Below are 16,960 nucleotides of genomic sequence, written 5' to 3'. Positions count from 1 at the left end.
GGCCTCATCCGGACCATTCGGGACAGATTGTTCCGAAAGGTGGCCGGAAATTAGGCTGAAGGCAGGCTGAGAGTCAAGATAATCGCTCTATCGCGCCATTTTGAGGGGCATGAACCGGATGGGAGCGCCCAGGGAGCGCCAAGCCGTTAAAATGCCGCCGATTTCCTTTAGGCCCCGGTAAAAGGCCCTCGCTAGCCTTGGCTCCATGATCGGCGCGCTTTCCCACGCCCTGACAGGGCTTAAATCCGCCGCCGCCGCTTTCACAAAAGCAGCGGAGACGATTGCCCGCGCCCCCGTCTCCCGGCCCGAAAATACCTCCGAGACGCCCCTCGAGACGCTTCAGGCGGGCCCGCTGACGGGCACACAGCCCCTCTCCCGGCCGCCGGAGGACACACTCCTCACCGGCACGCTCGACCTTCTCCAGGCCGAACACGCCTATAAGGCCAATGCCAAGGTCTTCGCCGCCGTCTCCGAGACGGAGCGGGAGGTGATTGATATTCTTTCCTGAGGCAGGGCCTTTCCACTATCACCGCCCGTCACCCCGGCCTGCGAGCCGGGGTCCAAACAGCGTCTCCACAGATCGCAGCCTCCTCATGGACCCACGCGTCAAGCGCGAGGGTGACGACAGTAGCGGTACCCTAAGCCCCTTCCAGCCCCTCGATCAGCAGCTCCAGCGCGGCTTTGGCGAAAAGGCGCATGTTCTCAGCCCGCGTGGCGACCCCGGTCGAAACGATGCGGGCAGAGGGGCTGGGGCCCGCAAGGGCGATGGCGGCGGTGCCGGCAGGGGGCCCGTAAGGCGAGGGATCGGGCCCGGCCGCGCCCATTTCCCCGAGCGCCCAGTCCGCCCCCATCTGGCCGCGGAAACCTTCGGCAAGGGCAGCGATATAATCTTCCGTGAGCGGGCTTTTACCTTTCAGCGCCGCCGCCTCTATCTGGTAAAGAGCTCGTCCCGCCTCGCGCGTATAAATGACCGCGCCGCCGAGATAAAAGCCGGAAGCGCCGGGCTGCGCGACGAAAGCGGCGGAAAGCAGCCCCCCGCAGGTGGATTCGGTGACCGCGAGGCGCTCTCCGCGCGCTTTCAAGAGCATGCCTGCCCGGCCCGCCAGCTCTCTTAACTCATCCATCGCGTGTCCTTTTCCCTTCCGCGCCAGCCCTGCGACCCAGCCCTGCGACCCAGCCCTGCGACCCAGCCCTGCGACAAGGTTGCGGCAAGGCTTTATTGGCAATTTACCCCTCTTTCGCCATATAACGCGCATAGAACCCCTGAGGAACAGGGCTTTACGAGATCAAAGGCGCAGCCATGGCAACCCGCGTGCCCTATTTGAAGATGAACGGCCTCGGCAACGACTTCGTCGTGCTGGATGCCCGTGCGCGCGCGCTGGAGCTGACGCCGGAAATCGTCGCCGCCATATCGAGCCGCGAAAACGGCATCGGCTGCGACCAGTTCATCGTCATCGAACCGGCGCGGGATGGCGGCGATGCCTTCATGGATATTTGGAACAATGACGGCGAGCGGGTGGAAGCCTGCGGCAACGCCACGCGCTGCATCGGCGATCTTCTGATGCAGGAAAGCGGCAAGGAAGAAGTGGCGGTCGAAACCGTGGCGGGCACCTTGCGCGCCATGCCGGGCGGGGACGGACTTATCACCGTCGATATGGGCGAGCCGCGCCTTGAATGGCACCAGATCCCGCTTTCAGAAGAAATCCGCGACACGCGCGGCATCGAATTGCAGATCGGCCCCATCGACGCGCCGATCCTGCATACGCCCGCCGCCGTGAATATGGGCAATCCCCACGCGATCTTTTTCGTGCAGGATGTGAACGCCTATAACCTCGCGCAGATCGGACCGATGCTCGAACATCACCCGATCTTTCCCGAGCGCGCCAATATCTCGCTCGCGCAGGTCGACAGCCGCACCCACATCACCTTGCGCGTTTGGGAGCGCGGCGCAGGCCTGACACGGGCCTGCGGCACCGCTGCCTGCGCGGCGGGCGTCGCCGCGATCCGCAAGCGCCTGACCGAGCGCATCGTGCAAGTCGCACTGCCCGGCGGCGAGCTCACCATCGAATGGCGCGAGGCGGACAATCACGTCTATATGACCGGCCCCGCCGAGCTCGACTATAAAGGCGAGCTCGACTGGGAAGCTTATGCCGGAAGGAGCGCCTCATGAGCGCGCATCTTCACAAGGGCGGCGATGAGGAACGGGAGGTAAAGCCTGCCGAAATCCTCACCTTCGGCTGCCGCCTCAATACATACGAATCCGAGGTGATGCGCGGCCATGCCGAAAAAGCTGGGCTCGAAAACGCCATCATCGTCAACACTTGCGCGGTGACGAACGAGGCCGTGCGCCAGGCCCGCCAGGCGATCCGCAAGGCGCGCCGCGAAAACCCGCTCGCCCGCATCGTCGTGACGGGTTGCGCCGCGCAGATCGACCCGGACGAATTCGCCGCCATGCCGGAGGTGGACGCGGTGATCGGCAATGAGGAAAAGCTGAAGGGTGAAAGCTTCACCCGCCTTTCCCTCGGCCAGAATGAGAAAGTGCGCGTCAACGACATCATGTCGGTCAGCGAGACGGCAAGCCATTTCGTGGAAGGCATCGAGGGGCGCGCCCGCGCCTTCGTTCAGGTGCAAAATGGCTGCGACCACCGCTGCACCTTCTGCATCATTCCCTACGGGCGGGGCAATTCGCGCTCGGTGCCGGCGGGCGAAGTCGTCTCCCAGATCCGCAAGCTGGTGGCCAATGGCTACCGCGAGGTGGTCATTACCGGCGTCGACATCACCTCCTATGGCACGGACCTGCCGGGCACGCCTTCGCTCGGCAATCTCTGCGCCCGCATCCTCAAGCTGGTGCCCGAGCTGGAGCGCCTGCGTCTTTCCTCCATCGATTCCATCGAAGTGGACGAACCGCTGATGCGGCTCATCGCGGAAGAAGAACGCTTCATGCCGCATCTTCACCTCTCGCTCCAGGCCGGGGACAATCTGACCTTGAAGCGGATGAAGCGGCGCCATTCGCGCGAGGATGCCATCGCCTTTTGCAAGGAGGCCAAGCGCCTGCGCCCGGAAATGACCTTCGGCGCCGACATCATTGCGGGCTTTCCGACCGAGAGCGAGGCGATGTTCGAGAACTCCCTCCGCCTTGTCGACGAGTGCGAGCTGACCTTCCTGCATGTCTTTCCTTACTCCGCCCGCCCCGGCACCCCTGCGGCGCGCATGCCGCAGGTGGACGGCGCGCTCATCAAGGAACGGGCCCGGCGCCTGCGCGAAAAAGGCGAAGCGCGCCTGACAAGCGCCCTGCAAAGCGCACTCGGCACCACGCAGAACGTGCTGATGGAAAAGCCCGGCCTCGGGCGCACGCCGCACTTCTTCCAGGTCGTGCCCGATGCCGCTGCGACGGCTTTGGCAAGGGAAGGCGAAATCCTGCCGCTCACGATCAAAGGGCTTGAGGATGGCAAGCTCATCGGTATGTTGCCCGCATGAGCGAGCACGAGACCAATCCTGAAAAACCGGAAAAGAAATCCCTCTTCAAACGCATGAAGGAGGGGCTTCAGCGCTCCACCCAGGCCTTGAGCGAGGGGGTGAGCGGCATCTTCACCAAGCGCAAGCTGGACGGGGAGACGCTGCAGGAACTCGAAGACCTGCTGATCATGGCCGATATGGGCCTCGATCAGGCCGCTGCGATTGCCGAGGCCGTGGGCAAGGGCCGCTACAACAAGGAAGTAAGCCCGGAAGAGATCCGCGAGATTCTCGCCGAAGAAATCGCCGCGGTGCTCGCGCCCGTCGAAAAGCCCTTCGAGATCGACAGCTCCAAAAAGCCCTTCATCGTGCTCGTGACCGGCGTCAACGGCTCGGGCAAGACCACCACGATCGGCAAGATCGGCGCGAAGCTGAAGGCGGAGGGCAAATCCGTCATGTTCGCGGCAGGCGATACGTTCCGCGCCGCCGCCATCGACCAGCTGAAAATCTGGGGCGAGCGCATCGGCGCCCCGGTGGTTGAAACGAAAGTCGGCGGCGATGCGGCCGGCCTTGCCTTCGAGGCGATCGACCGGGCAAAGGCGGAAGGCACCGACGTCCTTCTCATCGACACGGCCGGGCGCCTGCAAAACAAAGCGGGCCTCATGGCCGAGCTTGAAAAGGTCGTGCGCGTCATCAAGAAGCGCGATCCGGAAGCCCCGCATCTCTCCCTTCTCGTGCTCGATGCGACCACGGGCCAGAACGCCATCAACCAAGTGGAAGTCTTCAAAGAGACCGCCGGCCTGACCGGCCTGATCATGACGAAGCTCGACGGCACGGCGCGCGGCGGCATTCTCGTCGCGCTCGCCGGACGCTTCGGCCTGCCCGTCCATCTCATCGGTGTGGGCGAGGGCATCGACGATCTTCAAAGCTTCAATGCCAAAAACTTTGCTCGCGCGATCACAGGTGCGCAAAAATAAGCATCGATCGGCTCTCTGACCGGCACTTCTTGATTGACAGCTTCGCAGAAGTAACTGCCAATTTATTCCGCAGCTCTCAGAATTTTTTGAGAGGTGAGTCACTGTGACTTGCGGGGGCAGGATGGCCATGCGTGGCGCGACACCCCCCTCTATAGGAGGCCACGACGATGGCAACGAAACCGGCCAAGAAGACGGTTAAAAAAGCGGCGACGAAGAAAGCGGCTGCCAAGAAAGCAGCCCCGAAAAAGAAGACGGCAGCAAAGAAGACCGCTGCCAAGAAGGCAGCGAAGAAAGCGGTGAAAAAGGCCCCGGCCAAAAAGACCGCCAAAAAGAAAGTAGCCAAGAAGGCTGCGGCCAAGAAAACGGCAACGAAAAAGGCTTCCACGAAAAAGGCGGCGGCAAAGAAGAAAACCGTAGCCAAGAAAAAGGCAGCGCCGAAGAAAAAGGCGGCCGCCAAAAAGAAAGCCGCTCCGAAAAAGCCCGCCGCCAAGAAAAAAGCAGCGAAGAAAAAGGGCCCCGTGCGCAAAAAGACCCCGGTGAAAATGGACACACCGGCAGCGCCCGCCGCCCCCGCCGTCTAAGACACTCCGTCTTTCCAAAAAAGGGCCCGCCAGCCGGGCCCTTTTTATTTTGCCCGCGGCCACTGTCCGGGCGCGAAAAAAGCTCCGCTTACGCATTTTCCGATTGACGGAATCATCAACTTAAAGGCGAAATCATCTGGTGGCATTTTCCGGGCGGCACGTCGTCAACGCCCCGGAATGCTGCATGACTAAGCGGGCCTCCGGCCGGCATGGTGCCAGGGACGCGGGCCCCTTTACTGGAGAGCCAGATATGGCGAAGACTCAGAAGGCAGGCGGCAAGGCCGCCGGTGCCAAGACCGCAAAAGCCCCCGCCAAGGAAGCCGGCGCCGCCGCTTCCAAAGCGAAAAAGGCCAAGAAGTAAGTAACGCTTCTGCGCCGCCGAAGAGGCCGCCTCCGAAAACCTTGCGGAGGGCACCGAATTGGCGGCGCAGCCCTGATCACCTTCCCCTCCGCGCTCTTGCCTGCGACATGACCGGTCCCTGCGATATGACCGGCATTCACGGGGCCTTGCGTCCGCGCGCCCGCGCCCCCGCCGCACCGCTGCTAAGGCTCTTTTCAGCCCTTCATTGCCGCCCCCGCTCCTCCACCCTATATTGCCTGCCATGAACAAGCATGACACGCGCCCGCACGATATGGCGGAACCGGCCCCCGCAGGCGACAGCCCTGCGGCGGACGAAAAAACAGCCGCGCCTGCCAACAGAACCGGCATGACCGGCAGCCAATGGCTGCGCATGGCGCTGGAAGTGGGCCCGCTTGTGGTGTTTTTCCTGGTCAATGCCAAAGCGGCGGACTGGCTGGGTGTAGCGGACAAGGCCAGCATCTTTTATGCGACGGGCGCCTTCATGGTCGCGACGGTCATTTCGCTCAGTGCCTCTTACGCATTGCATCGCCGCATTCCGATGATGCCGCTCGTAACCGGCGCATTCGTGCTGGTCTTCGGCGGGCTGACGCTCTTTTTGCAGGACGATCAATTCATCAAGCTGAAACCCACCCTGACCAATGTGCTCTTCGCCGCCGGGCTTCTGGGCGGGCTCGCCTTCGGCAAAGCCTCGATGAAATATCTTTTCGACGGCGCGTTCAGCCTGACCGAAGAAGGCTGGCGCACGCTCACCTTGCGCTGGGGACTTTTCTTCCTGTTCCTCGCTCTGCTCAACGAAGTGATCTGGCGGAATTTTTCGACCGATTTCTGGGTGAGCTTCAAGGTCTTCGGCATCATGCCGATCACCATGGTCTTCGCGCTGGCGCAGCTGCCCGTGGTCAGCCGCCATCAGCTTCAAGACGAAGAAACGGGCAAAGAAGCGCCCGCACACGGCCCCGCCGAATAAGTCCTCACCCGGATTTCAGCGGCATCCGGTTGCCGCGCTCGCCGGGCGGATTGCCGAAAGGCACGATCCGCTCTTGACCCTGCACCGCGCGGTAATGGGTGAGCGCCCAATGGACGGAGGGGAAAGCAAGCTCGTCCCAGGGAATGTCGTCCCAATCATAAAGCGCGACTTCCAGGCTCTCCGGCCCCGCACCGATTTCCGGCACCGAAAGGCTCGCCCGGTACATGAGCTGCACCTGCGAGATGCGGGGAATATTGTAGATGGCCAACAGATCGTGAATGCGGATATGCGCAAGCGCTTCTTCATGGGCCTCGCGCTTGGCGCCTTCTTCCGTCGTCTCGCCTTTTTCCATATAGCCGGCCGGCAATGTCCAATATCCTTTGCGCGGCTCGATGGCGCGCCGGCACAGTAAAATCTTGCCCTCATGTTCGACCACGGACCCGACGACGATCTTCGGATTGACGTAATGGATGAAACCGCATGTGTCGCATACATCGCGCGCGACATCGTCCCCCTCCGGCACCCGCTCGGTAAAAGACACATCCACTTTGGGTTCGGGGATTTCTGATCGCCACGCCATATCGTTTCTCCCGCGCTTCTACATCTTTTTATATAGATGCCTTTTTTTATAGATGCCTTTGTCAAAAAGTCAGGCCCGCAGGCAGCCGATCCTGCCTCTTGTTCACATGACCGTTCACATGCCCGGCATTAAATCTTCCGCTGCGTGATTCTCGAACCCGGTGCCTGCCGAATGGGCGGACGCATAAAAACAATGCAGTAAAACAATGCCGTGTCCGCCCCAATACCTCTTTTCCGGGTACGGACATTAAACGCCGCTCATCACCTGGACCGTGCCCGCGTTGTAATATGGCACCACTTCGCGCGCAGAATATCATGAAAGTGACCGCAATCGGCGATGCAGTTTCGCGAAACACTTGGCGCGGACGCCATAAATGTGCATATGTTTGCCCGTCAAAATTCTCTGCGCGCCGTCTCACGGCCCATCCCAAAAAACACGTTGGAGGTCTCCACCGCATGGCACCGCGTAAATCCACCGGCTTTGAGCTTGATAGCTCGCTGAGCCATCTTCTCCGGCGGGCACAGCAATTCGCCTATGACCAATATACGCAACATCTTGCAGATACCGGCCTGACGTCACGCCAGTTCATCGTGCTGTTAGCTGTCAGCGAAGAAGAAGGTCTGAGCCAGACCGATCTCGTCAACCGCACCGGCATCGACCGCTCCACCCTCGCCGATATGATCAGCCGCATGATCAAGCGCGGTCATCTGGCCCGCAAGCGCACCGCCGAAGACGCGCGCGCCAATTCCGTGCGCCTGACGGCGGCAGGCCGTAAAGCCCTGCAAGCGGCAATGCCGCGCGCGGCGAAAGCCGAAGAGGCGCTGAACGGTCTCATCTCCAAAACCGTGCAGCGCGATCTCGTCAAAGCGCTGGGCCAGCTCGTCAGTTCGGCTGAAAAAGTTACGGCCGATGAAGCTGCGGCCCCCGCGCCGAAAAAAGCAGCGGCCAAGAAAAAGACCGCGGCGAAGAAAAAAACCGCCGCAAAAAAGAAGACCGCCGCAAAAAAGAAGACCGCCCGCAAAAAAGCCTGACGGGCGCGGCGGTAACGCAAGCAGCCGGCCTCTGGAAACAGGGGCCGGTTTTTCGTTGGAAATTTTCTGAACAAAATGCCGTGAAGCGGGACGTGAAGCCGGACCGGCAAAGACAAATCCTAGACCGTAATATCTAGAAGCGCCCCAAGCTTGGAACGCGGCGCCGGCGTCTCCCCGCGCAGATGCGCGAAAGGCGCCTCGCGCCGCCCGGCCTCGCGGCTGGCCTCGAAACGGGCTTCCTCGGCACGTTCGGCGCGCTCGGCCTTACGGGTCTCGCTTGCCTCCCGGGCCTCGCGGGCTTCCCGCGCCTCTGCCGCCTGGCGCGGCTGATCGCCGTGCAGGCGCACCTGCTGGCGCTTGGCCGCTTCAAGCGCGGCGGCGCTGATTTCCACCTGAACGCCGGAGGTGCTGTGGCGCAATCCCTGGCTCTGAGCCTGGGCTTGGGCCGCCCCCTGCGCCTGATCCCCCCGCTGGGTCTGCGCAGGCACCTGGCCGCGGGCCGCCGGCACGCCTGGACGCTCGGTCCGGCCCGCATAGGCTTGAGCCGCGATATGCACAGGATTGACGAAGGGTTTTATCGGCACGCGCACGCATCCATGGTTTCACCAAGGCGATACCCGGTTAATAAACAAATAGGACTAACAGAGCTTTAACGGGCGCGGCCCTCGATGAGGGGCAGCAGCGTCTCTTCGATATCCTTCGGTGCGAGCGGCCCCACATGCTTATGGATGATGTTGCCCTCGCCATCGACGACGAAGGTTTCCGGCACCCCGTAAACACCCCAATCGATGCCGACTTGCCCGGAGCGGTCCGCCCCCACCCGCTCGAAAGGATTGCCGAGCGTGCCGAGGAAGCGGCGGGCGGCTTCCGGCTGGTCTTTGTAATTGAGACCGGCAAGGCGCGCCCCGCGCCGGCGCAGCGTTTCAAGCAGCGGGTGTTCCTGGCGGCACGGCACACACCAAGAAGCCCAGACATTGACCACCGTCATCTCGCCGGTTTTCAGATCCTTGGTGGCAAGGCCGGGCGTCTCCAGCCCCTCGACGGGGGGAAGATCGAATTCGGGCACCGGCTTGCCGATCAACGCGGAAGGCAGCTTGGAAGGGTCGCCTGCAAAAATCGCAAAATAGAAAAGCGCGGCAAGACCGGCAAAAAGCGCGGCGGGAATGAAGGCCGTCCAGCGCATCAGCGCCCTCCCGTTTCGCCGGAATTTGCAGCACCGGGACCGGGAGCCATCGAGCCTGATACGCGGCGGCGCCCGCCCAGCTTTTCTTCAAGCTCTTTCGCCTTGGCCATTTGCCGGCGCTTGTCGGCCAAGCCCCAAAGCGCAAGGCCCGTCATCACCAGCGCCCAGAGCGCAAAGCTTGGCCAGATAAAAGGCGCATAGCCGCCCATGTGAAAAAATTCGGCCATGCTCAAAAGGCTCCCGCTTCCGTGCTGGCGCGGGCAAGCTGCAGCTGGCGCACGCGGCGGCGGTAAATCTCCGCCTGCATCCGCGTCAGCATGACGGCGAGGAAAAAGAAGGTCGAGCCCAGCGCCATGACGAGCAGCGGCCAGAGCATGGAAGGGTGGATCGCCGGCCCATCGAGCCGAAGCACGCTCGCGCCCTGATGCAGCGTGTTCCACCATTCGACCGAATAGTGAATGATCGGCACATTGACGAAGCCCACCAGCGCCAGAACGGCTGCCGCGCGGGCCGCGCGCACCGGCTCCTCGATCGTCGCCCAAAGCGCCATATAGCCGAGGTAAAGAAAGAACAGGATCAGCACGGAGGTAAGCCGCGCATCCCAGACCCACCAGGTGCCCCACATGGGCTTGCCCCAGAGCGCGCCGGTGACGAGCGCCAGAAAGGTGAAGGCCGCGCCGACGGGAGCAGCGGATTTTGCCGCGACATCAGCGAGCGGATGGCGGAAGATCAGCGCCGTCGCGCTCGCCCCGGCCATCAGCGTATAGCCGAAAAGCGAAAGCCAAGCGGCAGGCACATGAATGAACATGATCCGCACCGTTTCGCCCTGCTGATAATCCGGCGGCGCGGTGAAAAAGCTCATATAGAGCCCGGCGCCGAGAAGCCCCAAAGCCAAAACCCAGATCACCGGCAGCAAAAGCCCGGAAAGCCGCAAAAAGCGGGTCGGATTGGCAAGGGCATGAAGATTTCTGACCATGGGGTCTGGTTTAGCGCCGCAGCGCCCCTCCGGCAAGACAAGCGGGTGTGAGAGGGCATTTTGCCGCGATCATGAAAACTCCCCCCTTTACCGCAAATTCGCCCGGAGCGCCGCCGCCCCGCCCAGCGGCCCGACCACAAGGGCAACCAGCGACACAGCCCCGAGGAGCAAGAGGCTGGCCTGCCCGCTGGAGCCCGGCGAGGAAATCAGCACATTGGAAACCGCGCTCACCCCGAAAATCAGGGTCGGCACATAGAGCGGCAGCACGAGGAGCGAGATCAAAAGCCCGCCCCGGCGGATGGCAACGGTGAGCGCCGCCCCCACCGCCCCCAAAAGCGATAGCGCAGGCGAGCCCACAAGCATCGCGACGACAAGCGGCAGGATGGAATTTTCCGGCAGGTTGAGCATCAGCCCCAAAAAAGGCGCGGCCAGAATGAGCGGCAGGCCCGTCGTCAGCCAATGGGCGAGCGCCTTGATGAAGACCGTCACTTCCAGGGAAAGCGGCGCCAGCATCAAAAGATCGAGCGAACCGTCCTCCTGATCGGCCTGGAATAGCCGGTCGAGCGTCAACAGCGCCGAAAGCAAAAGCGCCACCCAAAGAAAGCCCGGCGCGATGCGCCCCAGCAAATTGAGATCGGGCCCGAGCCCCAAAGGCACGATGGAAACGGCAATGAGAAAAAAGGCAACCGCCATGCCCCCGCCGCCGCCCGCCCGGGCAGCAAGCTTCAACTCGCGGCGCAAAAGGGTCAGTACCGCGCTCATGCCGCAGCCCCGCTCGCAAGCGCGCCGAGATCGAGCCGCCGGACACCGCCAAGGCCAAGATCGGCATGGGTGGCGGCAAGCACGATGCCGCCGCGCGCGCGATGCGCCTCAATGAGGCGGGCAAGACGGCCCGCATTTTCCGCATCCAGAGAGACGGAAGGCTCGTCGAGCAGCCAGAGAGGCCGCTCGATCAGGGCAAGGCGGGCAAGCCCCAGCCGCCGCTTCTGCCCGGCGGAGAGCACATCGGCAGGCAGATCGGCAAGGTGATCGAGCGCAAAGACGGCCAAAGCTGCATCAAGGGCCGCGCCCGGCACCGCACTGCCATAAAGCGCGCCCCAAAAGGCCAGATTCTCAGCAACGCATAGCCCGCCCTTCACCGCATCGAGATGGCCGGCATAAAGAAGATAATCGCTTACCTCGCCTTCCGGCGCCATGCCCCCGAGCGATACCTCGCCCGCGCTTTTTTCCAAAAGCCCGGCCAGCAGGCGCAGCAGCGTGCTCTTGCCCGAACCGTTCGGCCCCGTCACAAGCAGGATGTCGCCTGAGCGCGCCTCAAAGGAAAGCCCATCGAAAACCAGCCGTCCGCCCCTCTCGCAGGCAAGATTGTCACCCTTCAGAACCAGCGGCGGATAAGTGCGCTCTGCCTCAAATATCGTCAAAACGCCCGCCCCGTCCTTTACCGCCTACAAAGCGCTTGGCCCCTTCCAGCGTTTCGCCGGAGGAGAGTACCTCAAGCCCGTGCCGCGTTTCATTGGCCATGGCCTGGGCATAAGGCATGTCCCATTGCTCATAGGCCGAGAACCGGTCATGGCGCAGGCAAAGCTGCGGGAATTTGGCGATCTCCCGCGCCAGCTCCTCGGCCGCTTCCCGGCTTTTGCCCGGCGGCACCACGCGGTTGGCAAGGCCCATTTCCAGCGCCTCGCGCGCGCCCACGGGCCGCCCCGTCAGAATAAGGTCCATGGCCCGCGACTGGCCGATAAGGCGCGGCAGGCGCACCGTGCCCCCGTCGATCAACGGCACCCCCCAACGGCGGCAGAAGATGCCGAAGGTTGCATCCTCTTCCATGACGCGCATGTCGCACCAAAGGGCAAGCTCCATGCCGCCCGCCACCGCATAGCCCGATACCGCGCCGATCACGGGTTTTGAGAGCAGCATGCGCGAGGGGCCCATGGGCCCTTCTTGCGACAGACGGTCGAATTCCATTCCCGCTGCAACCGGGCTCACGCGGTTGCCGCCCCCTTGCGAGACGGCTTTGAGGTCCGCGCCGGCGCAAAATGTTCCCGCGCTGCCGCAAAAAACACCGGCCAACGCCTCTTCATCCGCTTCGAAAGCGGCAAAGGCCTCCGCCAGCGCCTTGGCAGTGGGCCGGTCGACGGCATTTTTCACCTCCGGCCGGTTCAAAATGATGGTGGTGACGGGGCCCTTCTTCTCGACACGAACCGCTTGTGATGTCGTCATGCATTTCCCTCGCAACTGGCCGGGCGCGGCTTCGTCAAAAACCGGCCTGCATGTCATCGTTCCGCCATGCCTTGCCGGTCTATTTTCATCCTCTCAGACGTAGCATCCGCCGGAGAAACTTATTATAGTCGCGCCCGCGCAAAGACTTTTGTTTTATGAGTTTTAGCACGAGTTTTCCGTCTTTTCGCGCCGCGTATATCGACAAGCGCGTGAGCTTGGGCTTTATAGCAGCCCGAAAGCTCCGCTGAAGATTTCCGCGCCCCATTGGCCGGTCACCTTAAAACCGGTTTCCGGCCATCATAAGCGGCAATGGGGAACGCATACGAGACCGATGTCTGCGCCGCTCCCGCAGACGGCATCAAGCATGAGGATGAGGACCATGGCCAAAGCCCAAGCCAAGAAAACCACGGCGAAGAAATCCGCCAAGAAAAAGGTGGCAAAGAAAACCACTGCCAAGAAAAAGGTGGCCAAGAAAGCTGCCGTGAAGAAGAAAACCGCTGCGAAGAAAACCGCCTCGCGCAAAGCCGCCCCGAAAAAGAAAACCGTCGCCAAGAAAAAGACCGCTGCCAAAAAGAAAGTAGCGGCCAAGAAGAAGACGGCAGGGAAGAAAACCGCCGCCAAAAAGAAAACAGCCGCGAAGAAGGCAGCGCCAAAGCGTAAGACAAGCGCCAAGAAAAAAGCGGTGAAGAAGACCGCCGGCAAGGCCACGACCAAGCGCAAGGCCGCCGCCAAAAAACAGGCCGCAAAAAAGAAGGTCGCAGCCAAGAAGAAGAGCCCGGCCAAAAAGAAAACGGCTGCCAAGAAGACAGCCGTAAAGAAGACCGCAGCGAAAAAAGCCACGGTGAAAAAGCCCGCCGCCCGCAAGACGGCGGCAAAATCGGCGCCCAAGTCCAAAGCAAAGGCCAAGACGAAGGCCGCGCCCAAAACCAAGAAACCCTCAGTCAAAAGGACAACGAGTAAAGTGAGTCTGTCGCCCCTCGGTAAGAACTCCTTCGGCGCCTATAAGACGCTGAAAGTGGGCTCGAAAGAATACACGTTCTACAGCCTGAAAGAGGCCGAGAAGAACGGTCTGGACGGGATCTCCCGCCTGCCCTTCTCGCTCAAGGTTCTGGCGGAAAATCTGCTGCGCTTCGAAGACGGCCGGTCGGTCACGGCCGATGACATCAAGGCCCTGAAGGACTGGCTGGAAACGCGCAAGAGCACGCGCGAAATCGCCTACCGCCCGGCCCGCGTTTTGATGCAGGACTTCACCGGCGTGCCCGCCGTTGTGGACCTTGCCGCGATGCGCGATGCGGTTTCCGCTCTCGGCGGCAGCGCCGACAAGATCAACCCGCAAGTGCCGGTGCACCTCGTCATCGACCACTCGGTGATGGTGGACAGCTTCGGCACGCCGACCGCTTTCAAGGAAAACGTGGATCTGGAATACCAGCGCAACAAGGAACGCTATGAGTTCCTGCGCTGGGGCAGCCAGGCCTTCGACAATTTCAACGTCGTGCCGCCCGGCACGGGCATCTGCCACCAGGTGAACCTGGAGCATGTGGCGCAGACGGTCTGGACCCGCCAGGAAAAAGACGGCGCGGGCAACCTGATCGAAATGGCTTATCCCGATACCTGCGTGGGCACGGACAGCCACACCACCATGGTCAACGGCCTCTCGGTTCTCGGCTGGGGCGTCGGCGGCATCGAGGCGGAAGCGGCCATGCTCGGCCAGCCGGTTTCCATGATGATCCCGGAAGTGATCGGCTTCAAACTGACCGGCAAGCTGAAAGAAGGTGTGACGGCCACCGACATGGTGCTGACCATCACCGAAATGCTGCGCAAGAAGGGCGTCGTCGGCAAGTTCGTCGAATATTTCGGCACGGGCCTCGATCATCTGACCCTGGAAGACCAGGCCACGATCTCGAACATGGCGCCGGAATATGGCGCGACCTGCGGCTTCTTCCCGGTAGACGAGCAGACGCTTGCCTATCTGCGCGCCACCGGCCGCGACGAGGACCGCGTCAAGCTCGTGGAAGCCTATGCCAAGGAACAGGGCATGTTCCGCACCAAGGACACGCCCGATCCGGTCTTCACCGACACGCTGGAACTCGATCTTTCCGACGTCGAGCCGAGCCTTGCCGGCCCGAAACGCCCGCAGGACCGCGTGGCGCTTTCCAATGTGGCGCAGAGCTTCTCCAAGACGCTGGCCGATGAATTCGGCAAGGGCGATGAAGCCCACCGCCGCGTCGAAGTGGAAGGGGAAAACTTCACCCTCGGCCACGGCGATGTGGTGATCGCCGCCATCACGTCCTGCACCAACACCTCGAACCCCTCGGTTCTGGTGGCCGCCGGTCTCGTCGCCCGCAAGGCGCGCGCGCTCGGCCTGGAGGTGAAACCCTGGGTGAAAACCTCGCTGGCCCCTGGCTCCCAGGTCGTCACCGACTATCTGGAAAAAGCCGGCCTGCAGGACGATCTCGATGCCATGGGCTTCGATCTCGTCGGCTATGGCTGCACGACCTGTATCGGCAATTCGGGCCCGCTGCCCGCGCCGATCTCGAAAGCCATCAACGAGAACGACATGGTCGTTTCCTCCGTGCTTTCCGGCAACCGCAACTTCGAGGGCCGCGTGAGCCCGGATGTGAAGACGAACTATCTCGCCTCGCCTCCGCTCGTCGTTGCCTACGCCCTTGCCGGCTCGACCACGATCGACATTTCCAAGGACCCGATCGGCACGGACAAGAACGGCAAGGACGTCTATCTGAAAGACGTTTGGCCGACCAACAAGGAAGTGGCCGAGACGGTGCGCTCCTGCGTGACGCCGGAGATGTTCCGCAAGCGCTATGCGGACGTCTATAAGGGCGACAAGCACTGGCAGGCGATCAAAGTGACGGGCGGCCAGACCTACGCCTGGAACGGCGAGTCGACCTACGTGCAGAACCCGCCTTATTTCGAAGGTCTGCGCCCGGAAGCGCCCGGTTTCGAGGACGTCAAGGATGCCCGCGTTCTCGGCCTCTTCGGCGACTCGATCACCACCGACCACATCTCGCCGGCCGGCTCCATCAAGCTGCAAAGCCCGGCAGGCAGCTATCTCACGCGTCACCAGGTCGGCGTGCAGGACTTCAACTCCTACGGCTCGCGCCGCGGTAACCACGAAGTGATGATGCGCGGCACCTTCGCCAATATCCGCATCAAGAACCAGATGGTGCCGGGCGTGGAAGGCGGCGTAACGAAGCTGCAGCCGGAAGGCGAGGAGATGCCGATTTACGATGCCGCCATGAAGTATAAAGAGCGCGGCACCCCGCTCGTCATCTTCGCGGGCAAGGAATACGGCACCGGCTCCAGCCGCGACTGGGCGGCCAAGGGCACGAACCTACTCGGCGTGAAGGCCGTGATCGCCCAGTCCTTCGAGCGTATTCACCGCTCGAACCTGGTCGGCATGGGCGTCGCCCCGCTGCAGTTCGAAGAAGGCCAGAGCTGGCAGTCGCTGGGCCTCGACGGGTCGGAAACCGTGACGATCGAGGGACTTTCCTCGATCAAACCGCGACAGAAGGTGACGGCCACCATTACCTTCAAAGATGGCAGCACCAAGGACGTGACGCTGCTTGCCCGCATCGATACGCAGGATGAAGTCGACTACTTCAACAATGGCGGCATCCTGCCTTATGTGCTGCGGGGCCTGGCGGCGGACTGATCCTCCCGCGATCACGCAAAATCAAGGTAAAGAACGGGGCGCTCAAAAAGCGCCCCGTTTTCTTTGAGATCACTTGCTTTTTGCCATCAAGCCAAGTTGACTCGCCCGTGTGGGGAGCCTGACCTATGTTAACAACCATGATGATGTCCCGGCGTACCATATTGCGCGGATTGGGTGGCGGCGCAGCCTTGACGCTTTTACCGCGCCCGCTTGCCGCCGCCGTCTCCGGCCCCGCCGCCAGCGCGGCGGAGAGTACGGCCATGCCCGTTGTTGTGGAACTCTTTACAAGCCAGGGTTGTTCTTCCTGCCCGCCCGCAGATGCGCTCCTGCATGAGCTGGCCGAGCGCCCGGACGTGCTGGCGCTGTCCCTGCCGGTCGATTATTGGGATTATCTGGGCTGGAAAGACACACTCGCCTCGCCCTCCAATACCCGCCGCCAGAAGACCTATGCCGCCAATATGGGCGCACGCACGGTCTATACGCCGCAAATGGTGATTAACGGCATGGAAGACGTGGTCGGCTCCCGGCGCGGGGAAGTGACCGGCGCCATCGAGGCCCAGCAAAGCCGCCCGCCGAGCGAGGTGGTCCCCGTCAGCCTGACGCAGGACGGCAATTCGGTACAGATTTCCGTCGGCGCCAATCCGCTCATCGGCAATGTCGAGGCGACGCTTTGGATGGTCTATTTCGAAGACCAGGCGACGGTCGAAATCAAACGCGGAGAAAACCGCGGCCGCGAGCTTTCCTATACCAATGTCGTGCGCGACATGGTGCCCATCGGCATGTGGAAGGGAGAGCCCTTGCATATGGAAGTGGCGATGGAAAGCCTTGCCTCTCCGGGTTATGACGGCTGCGCCCTTATCCTGCAGACCGACGGCCAGGGCCCCATTTTGGGCGCCGCCAAGCTGGATATGTAAAAGCACATAGTCCCGGCGACACGGCTACCCGGCTCTTACAGCTTCAATTA

18 protein-coding genes and 1 pseudogene are annotated in these 16,960 nt (G+C 62.1%); 8 read left to right on the top strand and 11 right to left on the bottom strand.

Going from position 1 to position 16,960, the window contains the following annotated elements:
* Positions 1 to 205: 205 nt before the first annotated feature.
* Complete coding sequence (locus M2A_RS03855; protein WP_045443226.1) at positions 206 to 508, top strand: hypothetical protein; 303 nt, start codon at positions 206 to 208, stop codon at positions 506 to 508.
* A 130-nt stretch (positions 509 to 638) separates the two neighbouring features.
* On the opposite strand, the gene M2A_RS03850 is transcribed toward M2A_RS03855, so the two are convergent.
* Positions 639 to 1,124 carry a CinA family protein gene (locus M2A_RS03850; protein ID WP_045443225.1) on the bottom strand — a complete coding sequence of 162 codons (486 nt, stop codon included), beginning with the start codon at positions 1,122 to 1,124 and terminating at the stop codon, positions 639 to 641.
* A gap of 176 nt (positions 1,125 to 1,300) precedes the next feature.
* Between M2A_RS03850 and dapF the strand changes: the two genes are divergently transcribed.
* From dapF to ftsY, 3 genes and pseudogenes are all read left to right on the top strand, one after another.
* On the top strand, positions 1,301 to 2,170 hold the full coding sequence (gene dapF / locus M2A_RS03845) for a diaminopimelate epimerase (RefSeq protein ID WP_081875373.1): 870 nt from the start codon (positions 1,301 to 1,303) through the stop codon (positions 2,168 to 2,170).
* The gene (mtaB, locus tag M2A_RS03840) at positions 2,167 to 3,477 is read left to right on the top strand and encodes a tRNA (N(6)-L-threonylcarbamoyladenosine(37)-C(2))-methylthiotransferase MtaB (RefSeq protein WP_045443224.1); all 1,311 of its coding nucleotides are present in this window, start codon (positions 2,167 to 2,169) and stop codon (positions 3,475 to 3,477) included. The genes dapF and mtaB overlap by 4 nt, the downstream gene beginning before the upstream one ends.
* A 20-nt stretch (positions 3,478 to 3,497) precedes the next feature.
* Positions 3,498 to 4,430: pseudogene (gene ftsY, locus M2A_RS03835) on the top strand (signal recognition particle-docking protein FtsY); the annotation flags it as partial.
* A 76-nt stretch (positions 4,431 to 4,506) separates the two neighbouring features.
* Here the strand turns inward: ftsY and M2A_RS18125 are convergent.
* On the bottom strand, positions 4,507 to 4,956 hold the full coding sequence (locus M2A_RS18125) for a hypothetical protein (RefSeq protein WP_197052827.1): 450 nt from the start codon (positions 4,954 to 4,956) through the stop codon (positions 4,507 to 4,509).
* A 657-nt stretch (positions 4,957 to 5,613) separates the two neighbouring features.
* Here M2A_RS18125 and M2A_RS03825 point away from each other — a divergent pair.
* Entirely contained in the window at positions 5,614 to 6,336 is a 723-nt protein-coding gene (locus M2A_RS03825) for a septation protein A (RefSeq protein ID WP_439645651.1), read from the top strand.
* A gap of 4 nt (positions 6,337 to 6,340) precedes the next feature.
* On the opposite strand, the gene M2A_RS03820 is transcribed toward M2A_RS03825, so the two are convergent.
* Positions 6,341 to 6,916: an NUDIX hydrolase gene (locus tag M2A_RS03820; protein ID WP_045443217.1), complete on the bottom strand. Its 576-nt coding sequence runs from the start codon at positions 6,914 to 6,916 to the stop codon at positions 6,341 to 6,343.
* A gap of 455 nt (positions 6,917 to 7,371) precedes the next feature.
* On the opposite strand from M2A_RS03820, the gene M2A_RS18120 reads away from it, so the two are divergent.
* Complete coding sequence (locus M2A_RS18120) at positions 7,372 to 7,947, top strand: MarR family winged helix-turn-helix transcriptional regulator (RefSeq protein WP_045443215.1); 576 nt, start codon at positions 7,372 to 7,374, stop codon at positions 7,945 to 7,947.
* A gap of 119 nt (positions 7,948 to 8,066) precedes the next feature.
* Here M2A_RS18120 and M2A_RS03810 read toward each other — a convergent pair whose 3' ends face one another.
* From M2A_RS03810 to M2A_RS18320, 8 genes are all read right to left on the bottom strand, one after another.
* Positions 8,067 to 8,531, bottom strand: coding sequence for a hypothetical protein (locus tag M2A_RS03810; protein WP_156101667.1), 465 nt, complete (start codon positions 8,529 to 8,531; stop codon positions 8,067 to 8,069).
* Positions 8,532 to 8,596: 65 nt separating this feature from the next.
* Positions 8,597 to 9,130 carry a DsbE family thiol:disulfide interchange protein gene (locus M2A_RS03805; RefSeq protein WP_045443209.1) on the bottom strand — a complete coding sequence of 178 codons (534 nt, stop codon included), beginning with the start codon at positions 9,128 to 9,130 and terminating at the stop codon, positions 8,597 to 8,599.
* A complete protein-coding gene (ccmD, locus tag M2A_RS17715) occupies positions 9,130 to 9,357 on the bottom strand; it encodes a heme exporter protein CcmD (RefSeq protein ID WP_081875372.1) in 228 nt (75 codons plus the stop codon). The genes M2A_RS03805 and ccmD overlap by 1 nt, the downstream gene beginning before the upstream one ends.
* A 2-nt stretch (positions 9,358 to 9,359) precedes the next feature.
* Positions 9,360 to 10,106: a heme ABC transporter permease gene (locus tag M2A_RS03795; protein WP_045443206.1), complete on the bottom strand. Its 747-nt coding sequence runs from the start codon at positions 10,104 to 10,106 to the stop codon at positions 9,360 to 9,362.
* 87 nt (positions 10,107 to 10,193) lie between these two features.
* A complete protein-coding gene (ccmB, locus tag M2A_RS03790) occupies positions 10,194 to 10,868 on the bottom strand; it encodes a heme exporter protein CcmB (RefSeq protein ID WP_045443203.1) in 675 nt (224 codons plus the stop codon).
* Positions 10,865 to 11,527 carry a heme ABC exporter ATP-binding protein CcmA gene (gene ccmA / locus M2A_RS03785; protein ID WP_244444373.1) on the bottom strand — a complete coding sequence of 221 codons (663 nt, stop codon included), beginning with the start codon at positions 11,525 to 11,527 and terminating at the stop codon, positions 10,865 to 10,867. Before ccmA ends, ccmB begins: the two co-directional genes overlap by 4 nt.
* Entirely contained in the window at positions 11,514 to 12,326 is an 813-nt protein-coding gene (locus tag M2A_RS03780) for a crotonase/enoyl-CoA hydratase family protein (RefSeq protein ID WP_045443200.1), read from the bottom strand. The genes ccmA and M2A_RS03780 overlap by 14 nt, the downstream gene beginning before the upstream one ends.
* A 297-nt stretch (positions 12,327 to 12,623) precedes the next feature.
* Positions 12,624 to 13,256, bottom strand: a complete 633-nt coding sequence (locus M2A_RS18320; RefSeq protein ID WP_244444385.1) for a hypothetical protein — start codon at positions 13,254 to 13,256, stop codon at positions 12,624 to 12,626.
* Between the two features lie 37 nt (positions 13,257 to 13,293).
* Here M2A_RS18320 and acnA point away from each other — a divergent pair, with 37 nt between their 5' ends.
* Positions 13,294 to 15,996, top strand: coding sequence for an aconitate hydratase AcnA (acnA, locus tag M2A_RS03770; RefSeq protein ID WP_244444382.1), 2,703 nt, complete (start codon positions 13,294 to 13,296; stop codon positions 15,994 to 15,996).
* Positions 15,997 to 16,184: 188 nt separating this feature from the next.
* Entirely contained in the window at positions 16,185 to 16,910 is a 726-nt protein-coding gene (locus tag M2A_RS03765) for a DUF1223 domain-containing protein (RefSeq protein ID WP_045443197.1), read from the top strand.
* The last annotated feature ends 50 nt before the right edge of the window (positions 16,911 to 16,960 follow it).

Source organism: Tepidicaulis marinus, from assembly GCF_000739695.1.
Lineage (GTDB): Bacteria > Pseudomonadota > Alphaproteobacteria > Parvibaculales > Parvibaculaceae > Tepidicaulis > Tepidicaulis marinus.
The sequence above is the reverse complement of the archived record's forward strand: the minus strand, read 5'-3'. Positions and strand labels throughout refer to the sequence as shown.